10 protein-coding genes are annotated in these 16,252 nt (G+C 71.0%); 1 reads left to right on the forward strand and 9 read right to left on the reverse strand.

What is annotated here, in order from left to right; translation table 11 throughout:
• Positions 1 to 89: 89 nt before the first annotated feature.
• The 3 genes from NQZ70_RS45115 to NQZ70_RS45125 form a co-directional block, all read right to left on the reverse strand.
• Complete coding sequence (locus NQZ70_RS45115; RefSeq protein WP_129572542.1) at positions 90 to 1,679, reverse strand: IS1182 family transposase; 1,590 nt, start codon at positions 1,677 to 1,679, stop codon at positions 90 to 92.
• Positions 1,680 to 1,779: 100 nt separating this feature from the next.
• On the reverse strand, positions 1,780 to 2,013 hold the full coding sequence (locus NQZ70_RS45120; RefSeq protein ID WP_129579748.1) for a hypothetical protein: 234 nt from the start codon (positions 2,011 to 2,013) through the stop codon (positions 1,780 to 1,782).
• Between the two features lie 253 nt (positions 2,014 to 2,266).
• Entirely contained in the window at positions 2,267 to 4,906 is a 2,640-nt protein-coding gene (locus NQZ70_RS45125) for a hypothetical protein (RefSeq protein ID WP_207217642.1), read from the reverse strand.
• 232 nt (positions 4,907 to 5,138) lie between these two features.
• On the opposite strand from NQZ70_RS45125, the gene NQZ70_RS45130 reads away from it, so the two are divergent.
• Positions 5,139 to 5,558, forward strand: a complete 420-nt coding sequence (locus tag NQZ70_RS45130; protein ID WP_129579749.1) for a hypothetical protein — start codon at positions 5,139 to 5,141, stop codon at positions 5,556 to 5,558.
• A 305-nt stretch (positions 5,559 to 5,863) separates the two neighbouring features.
• Here the strand turns inward: NQZ70_RS45130 and NQZ70_RS45135 are convergent, their stop codons facing one another.
• From NQZ70_RS45135 to NQZ70_RS45160, 6 genes are all read right to left on the reverse strand, one after another.
• Positions 5,864 to 6,811 (reverse strand): response regulator, encoded by a 948-nt coding sequence (locus NQZ70_RS45135; protein WP_237244639.1) that lies wholly within the window; start codon positions 6,809 to 6,811, stop codon positions 5,864 to 5,866.
• A 2-nt stretch (positions 6,812 to 6,813) separates the two neighbouring features.
• Positions 6,814 to 9,771, reverse strand: a complete 2,958-nt coding sequence (locus tag NQZ70_RS45140) for a response regulator (protein WP_129579751.1) — start codon at positions 9,769 to 9,771, stop codon at positions 6,814 to 6,816.
• 110 nt (positions 9,772 to 9,881) lie between these two features.
• A complete protein-coding gene (locus NQZ70_RS45145; protein WP_165374485.1) occupies positions 9,882 to 10,742 on the reverse strand; it encodes a sugar ABC transporter permease in 861 nt (286 codons plus the stop codon).
• On the reverse strand, positions 10,739 to 13,015 hold the full coding sequence (locus NQZ70_RS45150; RefSeq protein WP_129579753.1) for an extracellular solute-binding protein: 2,277 nt from the start codon (positions 13,013 to 13,015) through the stop codon (positions 10,739 to 10,741). Before NQZ70_RS45150 ends, NQZ70_RS45145 begins: the two co-directional genes overlap by 4 nt.
• 8 nt (positions 13,016 to 13,023) lie before the next feature.
• On the reverse strand, positions 13,024 to 14,103 hold the full coding sequence (locus NQZ70_RS45155) for an ABC transporter ATP-binding protein (protein ID WP_129579754.1): 1,080 nt from the start codon (positions 14,101 to 14,103) through the stop codon (positions 13,024 to 13,026).
• 37 nt (positions 14,104 to 14,140) lie between these two features.
• Complete coding sequence (locus NQZ70_RS45160; protein ID WP_129579755.1) at positions 14,141 to 16,156, reverse strand: alpha-amylase family glycosyl hydrolase; 2,016 nt, start codon at positions 16,154 to 16,156, stop codon at positions 14,141 to 14,143.
• Between the last annotated feature and the right edge of the window lie 96 nt (positions 16,157 to 16,252).

Genomic DNA, 16,252 nt, shown 5'->3' on the forward strand with positions numbered 1-16,252 from the left:
GCTGCTGGACCGGCAGCCCGCCGAGGTCATGTCATGCCGTCGGGCGCCTAGAGCGCCGAACATGTTGAAAACCATCTAATTCCAATGGTTTACGCCGCCTCCTGCATCAGCCGCTGGGCCGCTTCGAGGTTTTGGATCGCCGCTGCGCGGCGGAGGTCGAACAGGTTTCTCCTGGCGCCGATGTAGCGCGCGCTGTGTCCTTTCCGCGCTGCGATGTGGGCGAGCGCATGCTCCACAGCTGTCCGCTGCCGGAGCACCTCGCGCCCCGGCCCGGTCTGCTGCAGCTTCCGGAACTTGCGCTGCAGGGCTTCGTCCTTGGCGATCGATACCGTCCGACCTCGTCCGGAAGCGGCCTGGGTGCACTTAGCTCGCAGAGGGCACGCGCCGCACTCCTCAGGATCAAACTCGACCGTGTCGCCCGGTTCGAATACCTCGACCTGTCCTGCCGGACACGTGATCGTCTTGGCGCGCAGGTCGATCTTGAAGTCGCGCTTGCTGAACAAACCGGGGCTGCGAGCCCGCTGGCCCCAAGGTTTCGAGAACACCTGGCCGCCCGCGCGGAGCACGTCGTCAACGACCGGGCTGTTCACGTAGGCGCGATCGATGTGAAGCTCGACCAGACGTAGCCCCTGATGCTGGACGTCCTCGGCGAGCGGCGCGGCGCCCTCTTCTTCAGGCCGATTCGCTGGTGTGACGGCGCAGGCGACGATGACGGGAAGGTCAAGGTCGCGTGCGATGTGTTCCTTGTAGCCGTCGAACCGCTTCGAGCGGCTTTTGCGGCCGTGGCGCATCTCGACATCCTCAATGGAGACACGGCGGTCGGGCGCAACGCCTTGCCGGATGCGAATCGTGCCATCCTCGGCTGTTTCCAGGTCCTGGTTTCGAACCTGTGTGAGCGCATCAAGATAGGTGCGAAGTGGCTGCTCGACGACGTCGTCCAGATGCCGGTCCACCCACTGCTGCAGCGACGAGACCTGCCGCTCCAGGATCTGGACCGCCGCCGCTTTCTGCTTCGGGTCGCTCCAGTCGAGGTCGAGCCCGGCCTTGATGCTGGGCGCCAGAAGCAGCGGGATGCCCGCCTTGCGGCAGATCTCCTCGGCAGGACGCCCGGTGATCTTCGACACGACGCCGACGATGCTGCGCGCAGCATGGCCGAGCAGGTTGATCGTGTCCTCAACCCGCCCGGCCCCCGCTAAAGGGCGGCTGTCGATGGCCACGCGCAGCGCTTTGGACACCGCACGCCTCTCGCCCTCCGTCATCGCGCCGGACCGAACGAGCGCCACGGTCCGCTCCAGCAGCACTCGGTCCATCTCGTGCGCTACCATCCGCTCCCGGAACGCCTGCAGCGCGCCCTGCGAGAACGGAGGCGTGGCCGCACCCAGACAGCCGAGCACCATCTGCCAGCGCAGGTCGACGACGGACAGCTCCACCGCCTCGGCATCGGATGCGCCGACGTAGCCCTGGAGCAGCGTGACCATGCACATCAGCGCCGGCGGATGCGGCGGCTCGCCTGCCCCCGTCATCCGGTACATGCCCTCCAGCTGCTCCTGGAACGTCTCATCAAACAGCTCGTGCCGGTGCAGCCTGAGAAAGCCGAACAGGGCTCTCACGCGTGTCAGCCGCTTCATCAGCGACTGCTCCTGCCGCGACAGCTCCACCGGCGGCGACCATCGTTCCATCCGTGAACCTCCGGCCGCGGACGAGATCATGGCCCGGCGAGACGGTCGAGCCTTCCATCGAAGCGCCGGGGATTGTCACAAAATCAACCTGATCGGTGCTCTAGGGTTGCGCGTTCGCGCGTCGTGTCCGGGCCACAGCTGCGCCGATCGCCGCACCGATCGCCGCACCGAGCAGCAAGCCCAGCCGGCCTGTCGCCTCGTAGCCCCGAAGACCGCCGTGTTCGAACCCGCTCGCGAGGTTGCCCCCGAACAGCGCCCCCAGGAGCAGCCCCAGGGGCGCCCCCGCCGCGGCCCCGACCGCGGCGCCGATCACCAGCCGAACGACATCCCTCATGGCGGCGAGCCTAGCCGCATTCCCGCGGCGGCCAAAGCCGGAACTGGCTGCTGGGAGCGCCCCGCCGACGCGTTACCTCACCGGCAGCGCCATGTCCGGGGGGCCTCCGCTCCGGGTCGCTTTCGACGACCTCCGCTCACACCTCGAGGCGCAAAAAAACGCCTTGGCCGCTCGACGCAGGGAGAGGTCGGCGAGGTCCGGCAGCGCCACGCGCGGCGCGGTCACGGGGAGCCCGGAGCCGTGGCGAGCCTCCTCAAGGATTCAACGTGGCGACGAAGGTCTCGTAACGCGCTGTGGGGGGGCGAGGGTCGGTGTCCATCGACGGGTAGACGGAACCGGCGACTGCAAGCGTGCCATTCGGAGAGATGGTCATGTCCGCCCCGCCGCCTCGATAACCCGTGGGGACGTCGAAGTAGGCGGACCAGAGCGTGGTCCCGCTGTCGTCGAGCTTGGTAACCGCCAAGCCCCCGGTGAGGAACATTCCACCAGCAGGATCCAGGATTATACCCCCGGGGTAGGGAATCGTGCTGGAGGTGATGACCTCCCCTGCGGCGTCCAGCTTGACCAGCACGGCGAACAGCTCGTCGCCAGCTCCTGGCGCGCCACCGCCGAAGTCGACGGTGCCATCCGTGTAGCCCGTCACCAGGATCTCGCCCGCGGCGTTGACGGCCACCGCGGTGGCTGACGCCATGGGGTCCACGTGCGCCTTGGATGGGAACTGCCGTTGCCAGAGCAGAGCACCCGTCATCGACAGCTTGATGACGTTGAAATCCGCACCGGGGGAGTAGATATAATCCTGGTCCGCGTTCGCCACGAGCACGTTACCGTCGCTGTCGACCGCGAGACCTCCCGACCCGCTCGTGGATCCTGGGCTCTCGGATCCTGGCAGATACTCCTCCCAGAGGACGTCCTCACCTCCGGCGCTCACCTTTACCACGTGATAGGACACAGAATCCCAGCCACCAGCCACGCGGAGGATGAACACATTGCCGACGCCATCGACGGCCATCTCCACCACACGCCCGAAATCGATCGCAGTCCGCGGGAAGCCATTGCTCCAGATGTGATTGCCCTCGGGGTCGAGCTTGACCAAGAAGAGCGCGTTAGCAGAATGATCGGCGGGCGGGATGGGACCCCCACCAAAATCTGGGCTTTCATAAAAGTACGGCCCACGCCCCTCATAGCTTCCGGCAAAGTAGATGTTTCCGCTTCCGTCGACGGCCAGGCTGGGGGACCACTCGTCGTGCTCGGACCCGAAGCGCCTGCTCCAGATCAGCGAGCCGGAGGGGTCGAGTTTGAGGAGGAAGACGTCGTATTCTCCAGCGCTGGTGAGAGGGCCGGCGCCGAAGTCCACCGTCCCTTTGAAGACGCCGGAGACGTAGTAGTTGCCCCACGCGTCGCTCACGATGGACGTGGCGCCCTGCTCGCCGGGGCCGCCGTATGCCCGCGCCCACGGCGGGAGGCGGCGACACTGGGGATCGCCGTCGCAGTCCTCGTCCACCGGGCTGGCGCAGAGCTCTACGGCCGGCGCCACCGCACCTGTACACGGGCCATAGCCGAGCCCATCGGAGCGACACGTCTGCGTCCCGGTGGTGCACGGCCCGATGCCCACCGTCCCGGTGGGGCCCGTGTAGCAGGTGAGCACCGTGCCCGGCACGCACGTGCCTGGCGTGCCGCCGCCCTCGCCGCCGCTGCCGCCCTCGCCGCCGCTGCCCCCACCGCCGCTGCTGGCCGCGCCGCTGCCGCCCTCGCCGCCACTGCCGCCGCTCCCCCCGCCGCCCTCGCCGCCGTCGTGGAAGGGGTTGAACGTGGCGACGAAGATGTCGCTGCCCGCCGCGTAGGCGATCGGACCCGTCCCGAAGTCCACCGGCGCGAGCACGCGCCCGGTGGTTGCAATCGAGCCATTCGGAGCAACGGCGATGTTCTCGAAGATCGCATCGACGTCGATCGACCACGTCTCCGTCCCGCTCGCGTCAAGCCCGGCCAGGCCATCTCCGGCGATGACCATGCCGCCGTCTGGGTGCAGGGCGATCTTGCCGCCGAAGCGAACCGGGCGGCTGAAGAGATGCTGGCCTTCAGCATCCAGCTTCACGAGCATGGGCCCATGAGGAAGCACGCCGCCGCCGAAATCGAGGGTTCCGTCCGTGAAGCCCGTCACGAAGATCTCGTCCGCCGCGTTGACCGCCAGCGAGGACACCGAGTTCTCGGCGGACTCGTCGGTCGAGTTTTGCACGAGCGATCGCTGCCACAAATCAATGCCATCAGTATCAATCTTGGAGATAATGAGATGATACGGAGGAGGGAAACTGGCCGAGTCTATCGCGCTCACCAGGATCGCGTTTCCCGCGCTATCGATCGCGAGATCTGCTCCCGCGATATCGAGACGCAACCCTCCAGGCATAGTCATCCAGGTGGGGGTTCCGACGAGCAACCTCGAGAGATACACCTCATCGACCCCTCCAGAAAGCAAGTACCCATTTCCGTCGCCATCGACGGCAGCTCCCTTGATCTTCATGCCGAACAAATAAGACCCCCTGCTCCGGATGTGATTACCCTCAGGGTCGAGCTTGGCCACGAAGAGTGCGGCCCCTTCGGAGGGCAGCAGCGGACCCCCTCCAAAATCTGGGCCCGGCACGGAAGCGTGGGCTGGACCATCATTATAGGCTCCGACAAGGACGATGTTTCCGCCCTCGTCGACGGCCATGGTGGCGCTCTCATCGTCGTACTCGGCACCGAAGCGCCTGCTCCAGATCACCGAGCCGGAGGGGTCGAGCTTGAGGAGGAAGACGTCGGAGCCCCCTGCGCTGGTGAGAGGGCCAGCGCCGAAGTCCACCGTCCCCTCGAAGGCGCCGGAGACGTAGTAGTTGCCCGACGCGTCGCTCACGATGGACACGCCGCTGTCGTCGCCGGGGCCGCCGTATCCTCGCGCCCACGGCGCGAGGCGGGGGCACCGAGGCTCGCCGTCGCAATTCTCGTCCACCGGCGTGGCGCAGATCTCTGCGGCCGGCGCCACCGCGCCGTCACACGGGCCATAGCCGAGCCCATCGGAGCGACACGTCTGCGTCCCGGTGGTGCACGGCCCGATGCCGACGGTCCCGGTGGCGCCCGTGTAGCAGGTGAGCAGCGTGCCCGGCACGCACGTGCCCGGCGTGCCGCCGCTGCCCCCGGCGCCGCTGCTGGCCGCGCCGCTGCCGCCCTCGCCGCCGCCGCTGCTGCTGCCCCCGGCGCCGCTGCTGGCCGCGCCGCTGCCGCCCTCGCCGCCGCCGCTGCTGCCCCCGGCGCTGCTGCTGGCCGCGCCGCTGCCGCCCTCGCCGCCGCCGCTACTGCCGCCCTCGCCGCTGCCCCCGGCGCCGTTGCTGGCCGCGCCGCTGCCGCCCTCGTCGCCGCCGCTGCCGCTGCCTCCAGCGCCGCTGCCCCCAGCGCCGCTGCCCCCGGCGCCGCCGCTGCCCCCGGCGCCGCCGCTGCCCCCGGCGCCGCTGCCGCCCTCGCCGCCGCTGCTGCTGGCCAGCCCGCTGCCCCCGTCGCCGCCGCTGCCGCCGCCGTGAGCGCTGGTCGTGGCACCGCTGTCCGTTCCGGCGCCGCCACCGTCACCATCCGTGCCCCCGCGCACGTCGAGATCGCACGCCGTGGACACGAGGACAACTGCGATGGCCAAGGCGGCCGTTCCACCCCGGCTTGCCCGAGTGCGCGCTCGAGCAATCGACTCGTCGTCTCTGGTCATGGCGGCTTCGTTGCCTGGCGTGGCCGGGATATTCACGTCCCGCGACGCGCCCCCGAGCAGCGCCGAGGCGATGGGCCGATGGCTGGGTGCATCGCGTCGGCGCTCGAAGCCGACCCGATCGAGGCCGCCTCAGCCGCCAGGGTCGCTCGGCTCGTGATCGGACTCCGGCGAGCGACACCGCATGATCATGTGGATCTCGTTGCCCTTCTCGTTGTGCCACACCTCGTCCATGAAGGTGCGGATCAGCATCAGGCCGCGGCCGCTCGGCTTGTCCAGGTTGGCGAGATCGGTCGGATCGGGCAGGTCGCGCGGGTCGAAGCCGGGGCCCTCGTCGCGCACCACGTAGGTCGCCTCGGTCCGCGTCTCCCGCGCCACGACGACCACACGCCGGTCCCGGTAGGGGCTCTCGGTCCGGCGCCGCTCGACGAGCGCCGAGAAGGCGCTCGGATCCTCGTCGAGCAGCGACGAGCTCACCTCGAGGTTGCCGTGCACGATCGCGTTCACCAGCGCCTCGCGCAGCGCCACCGCGACCTGGATCCGGCCCGTCTCGTCGCACAGCCGCATCCGGCCCAGGCTCTGCTCGATGTGCCCCACCAGCGCGGGCACCTTCGCCACGTCGTTGTCGAGCTCGAAATGGGACTCGGTCGCCGTCAGGCACGCGAGCAGCTGCTGCTCCCGCCGATCGAGCCGCGCCACCGCGAGGACGTTCTCGACCGTGCTCACGAGCTCCGCCGCGAGGCTCCGCTTCGCGACGTAGCTCGCGGCGCCGCGCCGGAGCGCCTGCACCGCGATCTCCTCGCTGCCGTGCGCCGTCATCAGGATCACCGGCAGGTACGGGTGCTCGCGGCGGATCGCCTCGACCAGCTCCAGGCCGTCCATCTCCGGCATCTGGAGATCGGTCAGCACGATCTCGGGCATCGTCTTCGCAATCGTCTGGAGCGCCTCGACGCCGTTCTCGGCGTACATCGGCTCCATGCCGGCGCGCTTCTTGAGCAGGCTCCCGGAGAGGCGCCGATCCATCGGGGAGTCGTCCACCACGAGCACCCTCACCATCGCGTCACCCCTCCTCCTCGTCATCCTCAGAGATCCTCAGAGCGCCGCTCGCCCGGCGGCGGGGCGTCCGCCGGCGAGCCCTCGCGCACGAACGCGGCGAGCTCGGGGAGCAGGCGATCGATCTGCGCCCGCAGCGCGAACTGCGCCTCGGCCAGGCTCCCGAGCTCGTTCGAGCGCGCCATCTTCTCCAGCGCGAAGGCCGCCTCGAACGCGCCCCGCGCGCCGAGGCTGTCGACCCCGCCCTTCAGGCTGTGCGCGGCCCGCTGGAGCTTGCGGGCGTCGCCGACGGTCACCGCCTCGTCGATGTCGGCCATCCACCGCGGGCACTCCTCCAGGAAGACCTCGACGAGCTCGCGCAGGAGGTCGGCGTCGCCGCCCGTCCGCTCCAGCGCCCTCGTGCGGTCGAACATCGGACGGCTCGCGATCGACGACGGCGAGCCCTGCGGCCGCTCGTCCGACGATCGGGTGCTCGGCGGCCCGTTGTCGAGCGGCGACGAGGGCACCGACGGGTACGAGTTCGGCGCGCCGAGCGACAGGCGCGCCGGGTCCTCGATCTCCAGGGAGGAGGGCCCGGCGGCGAGCCGGTCGATCATGTCGTAGAGCTCCTCGACCTGCACCGGCTTCGACACGTAGCCGTCGAAGCCCGCCCGGAGGCAGCGCTCGCGGTCGCCCTTCATCGCGTACGCGGTCACGACGATGAGCGGCATGTGCCCGCCCTCGCGCCGCTCGCGCGCGCGGATCGCCCGCGCGGCCTGGAGGCCGTCCATCTCGGGCATCTCCACGTCGAGCAGGGCCACGTCGTACTGGCCGGTCGCGATCTTCTCGACGGCGAGCCGGCCGTTCTCGACGATGTGCACGTGGTGGCCCTGCCGCTCCAGCCAGCGGCGCATCAGCTTCTGGTTGATCGCGTTGTCCTCGGCCACGAGGACCCGCAGGCCGCGGGCGCGCGGCCCCGGCACGGCGCGGCGCAGGTCGGCCGACCGGAGCGCGCTGCGCGTCGGGATGCCGAAGGCGTGGAACACGGCCTCCTGGAGGTGCGACGTCTTCACGGGCTTCGTGACCATCCCGAAGACGCCGAGATCGCGGCAGCGCGCGGCGTCCGCCTGCGCCGAGGTGGAGCTGAGCATCATGATGGTGCGCCCCTTCAGGATCTCGCGCCGCCGGCAGTGCTCGACCACGGCGAAGCCGTCGACCTTGGGCATGCGGGCGTCGACGATGGCGAGGCCGAACGAGGAGGTCGGCCCGACCGCGTTGCCCCCCGGCTTGCCCCAGGGCAGCGCCCACGTGCCCGAGTCCTCCGAGAGCGCCGCGATCGCCGCCGCCCCCGAGTCGACCGGGACCGCCTTCATCCCCCAGCCCTCGACGGTCTCGGCGAGGATCCGCCGCGCGGTCGCGTTGTCGTCGGCGATGAGGACCCGCGTGCCGAGCAGGTCCCGCGGCATCTGCAGGCGGCGCGACCGGGCGGCGCCCTCGAGCGCCCGGAGCTGGAGGGTGAAGTGGAACGTGCTGCCCTTGCCGAGCTCGCTCTCGATCCAGATCTTGCCGCCCATCATCTCGACGAGGCGGGCGCAGATGGTGAGGCCGAGCCCCGTGCCGCCGTACTTGCGGGTGGTCGAGCCGTCCGCCTGCGCGAACGCGTCGAAGACGAGCCGCTGCTTGTCGGGGGCGATCCCGATGCCCGTGTCGATCACGCGCACGTGGAGCACCACGTTGTCGCCGAGCGCCTCGCCCGCGTAGAGGCTGGGCGCGCTCTGGCGGTCGGCGCTGGCCTCCTCCTCGGGCGTGAGGGGCGCGCGCGAGTCGACCTCGGCGCGGACGACGATCTCGCCGGCGTCGGTGAACTTCACCGCGTTGCTGACGAGGTTCACGAGGACCTGGCGCAGGCGCAGCGGGTCGCCGACGAGCGCCTCGGGCACGTCGGGGCCCACGTCGTAGGCGAGCTCGAGCCGCTTCTCGTGCGCGCGGAGCGCCAGCGTCTTCACGGCGTCGCCGATGATCTCGCTCGGATCGAAGACGACGGGCTCGATCCCGAGCTTGCCGGCCTCGATCTTCGAGAAGTCGAGGACGTCGTTGATGATGGCGAGGAGCGCGTCGGCCGAGATCTTGACCATCTCGAGGTACTCGCGCTGCTCCTGGGTGAGCTCGGTCTGGAGCGCGAGCGACGTCATGCCGATGATGCCGTTCATCGGGGTGCGGATCTCGTGGCTCACGCTGGCGAGGAACTCGCTCTTGGCGCGGCTCGCCGCCTCGGCGGCCTCCTTGGCCTGCTGGAGCTCGGCCTCGACGGCCTGGCGCTGCATGAGCAGGGCGCGCAGGCTCGCCGAGTGCTCGCGCTCGTTCTCGAGCGAGGCCGCGCCCATGGCGTCCGCGCGCCGCTTCGCGATGCTCGCCATCACCGCCATGGCGGGGGTGGTGACGGCGAAGACGATGACGCGCAGCAGGTTGTCTTCCTTGTACGAGAACGGCACGCCGGTCTCGGAGAAGTAGAGCGCGAAGTAGACGCACGAGATGAGCGCGGTGACGATGCCGCTCCACAGGCCGCCGCTGAACGCCGCGAAGACGATGATCATCGAGAGGATCGCCGGCGGGTTCGGGATGTTCCAGTCGAACGCGGCCTCGAGCGAGGCGACCGCGCCGATGACGAGCAGCGCGAGCAGGGGCCCGAGCAGCGGGAGGAGCCAGAGCTTCTCCCACGAGGTCCGGCTGTGGCGCCGCGGCGGCACGGCCCCGGCCGGCAGGAAGGTGGCGCGGCCGTCGAGGTCGCCGCCGAGCGAGAGGCGCGGCTCGCCGCCGAGGGACAGGCGCGGCTCGCCGCCCAGCGACGGGCGGCCGTCGCCGTTCAGCGACGGGCGGGCCTCGCCGCCCAGCGACGGGCGGCCGTCGCCGTTCAACGAGGGCCGGCCCTCGCCGCTCAGCGGCGGACGGGGCTCCGCGTGGGCGGTCCCCGGCGCAGCGGCTGGCAGGGGACCCTCGGCCTTCGGCATGGCTTTATGGAGATAGCGGGGTAGCGATCGGGCGTCCATGGCCGCGAGGTGGGGTCAGGCGGACGGGTGCCGCCGGGGCGGCCGGGGGGCAGGCCAGGGGCGCCGCGCCCTCACCCCTTCACTCCGCCCGTCGTCAACCCCGCCACGAGGTGACGCTGCACCAGATAGAACGCCGCCATGACCGGCAGCGACACGAGGAGCGCCCCCGCCGCGAACCGCTCCCACTGCGCGTCGTGCTCGCCGATGTACCGCTGCAGCACCACCGGCAACGTGAACATCTCCTCCTTGGAGAGCAGCGTCGCCGCGAGGATGAACTCGTTGTACGCCGTCATGATCGCGAACAGCGCCGTCACCGCGATCGCCGGCCGCGCCGCCGGGAGCACCACCCGGACGAAAGCCTCGAAGCGCGTCGCCCCGTCGACCATCGCCGCCTCCTCCAGGTCGACCGGGATCGCCTCGAACGCCGCGCGGAGCTGGAAGATCGAGAACGGCACCGCGGTGGACGCATAACAGAGCACGAGCCCCGTCCGCGAGTTGAGCAGGCCCAGCGCGTCGAGCAGGAGGTATAGCGGGATCGCGCTCGCCACCGTCGGGAACATCTGCGTCGCGAGCAGCGCCCGCAGGCCGCGGCGCTTGCCGACGAACTCGAAGCGCGCGAGCGCGTACGCCGCCGGGACCGCGATGGTGACGCCGACGGCCGCGGTCGCGAGCGCCACGGCGACCGAGTTGGCGAGCTGGCGGGGAAACAGCCAGATCGTCTCGCCCCCGACCTTCTGCGACGTGGTGACCACCGCCTCGAGGTGCGCGAGCGTCGGCTGGTTCGGGATCGGCAGCACCTCCGGCACCGGCGGGCGCGCCCCCGAGAAGGCGATCGAGACGACCCAGAGCACCGGGTACAGCGCGAACGCGACCGCCGCGAGCAGCGCGACGTGCACCGCGATCGACTCGACCGGAGAAGGCTGCCGCGTCATACGGCCTCCGTCGCCGCCACCGGCGCGGGCGCCGACCCGTCCGCCGCCCCGCCGCCCTGCGGGATGAACGACCCGGGCGTCCGCCGCCGCCACCGCCAATCCCGCGTGGCAAGGGTGAGCAGCAGGAAGATCAGCACCGAGTACGCCGCGGCGTAGCCGTACTGCGCCTCGCGGGTGAACGCCCACCGGTACGCCTCGGACACGAGGATGTCCGTGGTGCCGTCCGGATCGCCGCCGGACACCAGGAACACCACGTTGAACATGTTGAACGTCCAGATCGCGCCCAGGGTCACCGCCGGCGCGAGCACCGGCCGAATCAGCGGCAGCGTGATTTTCCAGAGACGCTGCCAGCGCGAGGCGCCGTCGACCTCGGCCGCCTCGAGCACCTCGCCGGGCACGGCGGTGAGCGCGCCGAGGGTGACCACCATCATGAACGGGAAGCCGAGCCAGACGTTGGTCGCCACGTTGGCCGTGAACGCGGTGGTGAAGCTCGAGAACCAGGCGATCGGCTCGATGCTCGTCCCGAAGGCGGCGTTCACCGCCTCGATGAGGCCGGTCACGGCCCCGTACTGCCGGTGGAACATGCCCTTCCAGGACAGCGCGGTCACGTAGCTCGGCACCGCCCAGGGCACGATGAGGAGCACCCGGTAGAGCGCGCGGAGGCGCAGCGTCGGGCGGTGCAGGAGCAGCGCCAGCGAGACGCCGAGGACGAGGTGGCAGACGACGTTCACCGCCGTCCAGAGCACGGTCACCGCCAGCACCAGGTAGAACGAGCCGCTCGAGAAGAGCGGCTCGCCGCGCGCCGTGAGGATGCTGATGAAATTGGCGAGGCCGACGTACCGGAGGCTCTCGCCGCTGCCGGCGAAGAGCGACGTCGCCGCGCCGATGACGAGCGGCACGATCACGAGCACGCCGATCGCGACGACGGCGTGCGCGACGTACTTGTAGGCCGGAATCGAGCGTTGAATCGAGCGTTCGAGCGAGCGCCGGAGCGCGGGGCCGCGGACCGCGCCCTTCGCGGCGGAGGCCCACCGGAGGGCGAGGAGGAGCGCGAGCGCGCCGAGCCCGACGAGGAGCGGCGCCGGCGAGGCGCGCGGGGGCAGCGGCCGGCGCACGTCGTCGAAGCGGTGCTTCGCCTCGGCGAGCGCGACGTCCGGGGGCGCGTCGCCCCGCAGCACCTTGCGGATCGCGCGCGCGGCCGGCTCCCAGGTCGAGCGCATCGCCGGCGACGTCGGCATCGGGATGGCCACCTTGGCCTGCTCGGCGAAGGCCGCGATGAAGGCGTCGCCGGCCGGGACGGCCACGTCGCTCCGCACCGGCGGCGTGCGCGCGACCTCGATCCGCGTGGCCGCGGCCGCGGCCCCGGCGAGGTGGCGCGCGAGCGCCCGCGCCTCGGCCCGCTGCGCGCCCTGGGGCGAGAGCATGACCGCCTCCACGGTCATGAACGGCCGCATCGGCTGGCCGGTCTCGCGCACCTTCGGGAGCGGGACGACGCGCGCGCGCCGCTTCGCCTCGTCCTTGAGGCCGCCCACGAACCACGGCCCGCTGATCGCGAACGCCGCGCGGCCCGCGTTGAACAGGTCGGTCACCAGCGCGCCGTTCGCGTCCTCCGGGACGACCCGCCGCGCGATCAGCGAGCGGACGAGCTCGAGCGAGCGCTCGGGCCCCGGGCCGATGAAGCCGAACTGGTCGTTCTCGTCCAGCATCGCGCCGCCGAACGCGGCGAGGATCGGCATGTGCGCGTAGGCGTTCGACGCCTCGTACGCGAGCGGATAGACGCCCTGCGGCAGCGCGCCGGCGAGCGCCGCGATGTCCTCGAGGAAGGCCGGCGCCTCCTGGACGAGCGCGGTGTTCATGTAGAGCGCCATGCACTTCTGGCTGATCGGCAGCCCGAAGATCTCGCCGCCCAGCCGGACGGCCGCGAGCGCGGGCCCCTGGAACACCGCCTCCCCGCCCGGCTCGAGCGCGTCGCCCACGGGCGCGACGAGCTTGCGCGCGCGGTAGTCGCCGAGCCGCTCGTGGGCGTCGATGAACAGGTCGGGCCCCTCGCCCATCGGGACCGCCGCCTGGAGCTTCGAGGCGTAGGCGTCGAACGGGACGGCGAGGAGCTCGACCTCCGCCCCCTGGAAGGCCGCCACGATGGCGCCGAGCGCCCTGGCCTCGTCGTCGCGGTACGCGTGCCAGAGCCGGATCGGCGCCGCGACCGCGAGCCCGGGCAGGAGCAGGACGAGGGCGAGCGCGGCGAGCGCGGGCGCGGGGCGGCGGCTCGGCATGGCGCGCCTCACGCCTCCCGCAGGGTCAGCCCCGAGTCGGCGTCGAACAGGTGCACGTTGCGGAGCGCGAGCGTCACGGTGTCCCCCTTCGCCACGCGCGCCGAGGGGTCGAGGCGCGCCACGAACGGCGCCCCCGCGACCGTGCCGTGGGCGTACGACTCGGCCCCGAGCGCCTCGACGATCGCCACCTGGAACGGGGCGCCGCCCTCGCCCGAGGCGAGATCCACCTCGTGCGGGCGCACGCCGACCATCACCCGCCGGCCGGACGCGAGCGCGCCCGGGAACTCGGCCGCGTCGACCTCGACCGAGAGCTCGCCCTGGGCCGCGACCCACCGGTCGCCGCGGTTCTCCATGCGCGCCTCGACGAAGTTCATGGCCGGGCTGCCGAGGAAGCTCGCCACGAACTGGGTGCGCGGCCGGGCGAACACCTCGAGCGGCGGCCCCGACTGCTCGACGACGCCCTTGTTGAGCACGAAGATCTCGTCGGCGAGCGTCATGGCCTCGACCTGGTCGTGGGTGACGTAGACGCTGGTGGCGCCGAGCCGGTCGTGCAGCTTGCGGATGTCGACCCGCACCTGCGCGCGCAGGGCGGCGTCGAGGTTCGACAGCGGCTCGTCGAACAGGAAGAGCTGCGCCCGGCGCACGATGGCCCTGCCCATGGCGACGCGCTGCCGCTGGCCGCCGGACAGCGCCCGGGGGTGCCGGTCGAGGAGCGGGCCGAGCCCGAGCATCTCCGACGCCTCCTTCACGCGCGCCTCGATCTCGGCCGGCGGCGTCTTCCGGAGCTTCAGGCCGAACGCGAGGTTGTCGCGCACCGTGAGGTGCGGGTAGAGGGCGTACGACTGGAACACCATGGCGATGTCGCGATCGCGCGGCTCCAGCCGGGTGACGTCGCGCCCGCCGAGCGCGATCGTGCCCTCGTCGGCCTCCTCGAGGCCGGCGAGCAGCCGGAGCAGGGTCGACTTGCCGCAGCCGCTCGGGCCGACGAGGACGGCGAACGAGCCGTCGGGCACGTCGACGGAGACGCCGCGCAGCACGTGCGTCTGGCCGAATCGCTTGTTGAGTCCGCGCACTTTGACAGAGGCCATAATCAAGGTTCTCGGAGGGGAAGAGGGCTCGTGGGGATCAAAGACCCTGGATGATCTGGTCTTCCGGGATGAGCAGCGCCCCGCTCACGGGGGGCAGCTCGACGGTGACGGCGCCGTTCGCGCCCACGGTATACGTCGTTTTCCCGGGAGAGAGCACGTCGACGAGCACGGTCCCCGGCCGGAGCTCCGTCGTCATGACCGGCCCCGCGAAGCGCGTGGCGCTGCGCTTCGCGGGGTGCGTGTTGAGCACGACGAGCGCGTAGTCGCCGTCCGGCTCGCCCCGCTCGAAGGCGAAGATCCCCGCGTCCTCGTCCTCGTCGCTGGTCCGCTCCGTCGACCAGCGCACCCTCTGCTCGCCGACCGTGAGCGCCCGGTAGCCCCGGCGCAGCGCCGTGAGCCGCTTGACCCACTGGAAGAGCGGATGCTGGGTGTCGTAGCCGCTCGCCCAGAGGTCCTCGCGGTTCGCCGGGTCGCCGCCGCCGCTGAAGCCCTGCTCGGTGCCGTAGTAGAGGCAGGGGATGCCGTCCTCGGTGAAGAGGAACAGGAGCGCGTTCCGGAGCGCCGCCTCGGGATCGGCCTTGAACGGCGAGACGCCCGGGCCGTCGTAGAGGAAGCGCGGGACATCGTGGTTGTCGATGAAGTTGACCAGCGTCTTCACCGGCGGCAGGCCGGTGCCGTTCGCGTTCGGCTCCGTGCCGTAGTTGGCCTCCCGCGCCGCCCAGAGCTCCTCGATCCGCCGCGTGCCCTGCGCATCGCGGAAGACGTCGCGGAAAGCCTGGTAGTACTGGGAGAAATAGAAGACGCCGTCGAGCGAGTCCCCCGTGATCGGCGCGGCGCCCGGACAGCCCCCCTCCGCCTCGCTCGCGTTCTCGCGCTCCAGATCGCCGCCGAGCGCCGCGTCGTGCGGGTGGGCCGGGACGTCGTGCCTCGTGAAGCTGCCGATGAGATCGTCCCTGCCGTCGAGGACCTCGCCGAACATGAAGAAGTTGGTCTTGCCCTTCTCCTTCAGCCGCAGCCGGACGTTCTGCGCGAAATAGCGCCAGAACTCGTGCTCGACGTGCTTCACCGTGTCGATGCGGAACCCGTCGACGTCGGTGAGCTCGACCCAGCGCACGAACACATCGACCATCGTCCGCTTCACGTCGCAGCGGGCGGTGTCGATGTCCTTGAGCCCGCCCGGGAAATCGCCGTGCACGAGCTGATCGACATCGTCGAAATCGAAGGCGCGGCCCTTGCGATTGTAAACCTCGGGACTCTGGAAGAGCTCGGGCTTGGGCGGGAGGTGGTTTGTCGCGGGATCGTGACGGAAGACGATCGGCGCCGGGCCCGACGCGCCGAGCCACGTCCGCGCCTGGACGCCGCGGGGGTCGAAATCGGGATCGTATTCGCTCTGGGGATGGGCGCCCTTGCGGCCGCCGTAAACGGCGTCGTCGGGCTGCCCGTTCTGGTTGATGTCGTAAAAGAACAGCTGGCCGACGTGGTTCGTCACGATGTCGAGGATCACCTTCATCCCGCGGCCGTGGGCCGACGCGACGAGCCGGCGCAGCGACGCGAGATCGCCGAAATGGGGGTTCAGCGCGGTGAAGTCCTGCGTCCAGTAGCCGTGGTATCCGTCGAAGCCGGCGTCGGTCTCGACGTTCTTGACGATCGGCGAGATCCAGAGCGCGGTGACGCCGAGCTCCTCGAGGTAGGGCAGCCGGTCCTCGAGCCCCTTCCAGTCGCCGCCGTGCCAGCTGCCGAGCCCGGAGGAGACCCGGTAGTTGTTGCTCGCGTCGCCGTCGGCGAAGCGGTCTATCAGCACCTGATAGATGATCTCCTCCCGCCAGTCGCTCACGTGCGCCGCGAGCGCGGCCTCCTGCGCGAGCGCGGCCTGCTGCGCGAGCCCGTCGTCGCGCTGCATGCACCCCGCCGCGGGGAGCGCGAGGAGGACCGCCCCGGCCGCCCGGCAGAGGGCCGCCCCGCGCGACGAGGCGGCCGCGGCCTCGCCGGGCAGCTCGGGCCGGGCGGCCGCCGGCGCAAGGGCCGCCTCTGCAGTCGACGGCAGACTCTGCATGTCTCCGGAAGGAGCTTCAGGAGTATCGGGCAAAGCCGTAGTCTCCGCAGGAATCTGCTGAGCCGCAGAGCGCCATGCGAAGCCGAGCGGCGACAG

It is taken from the genome of Sorangium sp. So ce836 (assembly GCF_028553905.1).
In the GTDB taxonomy this organism is placed as follows: Bacteria; Myxococcota_A; Polyangia; order Polyangiales; family Polyangiaceae; genus Sorangium; species Sorangium cellulosum_D.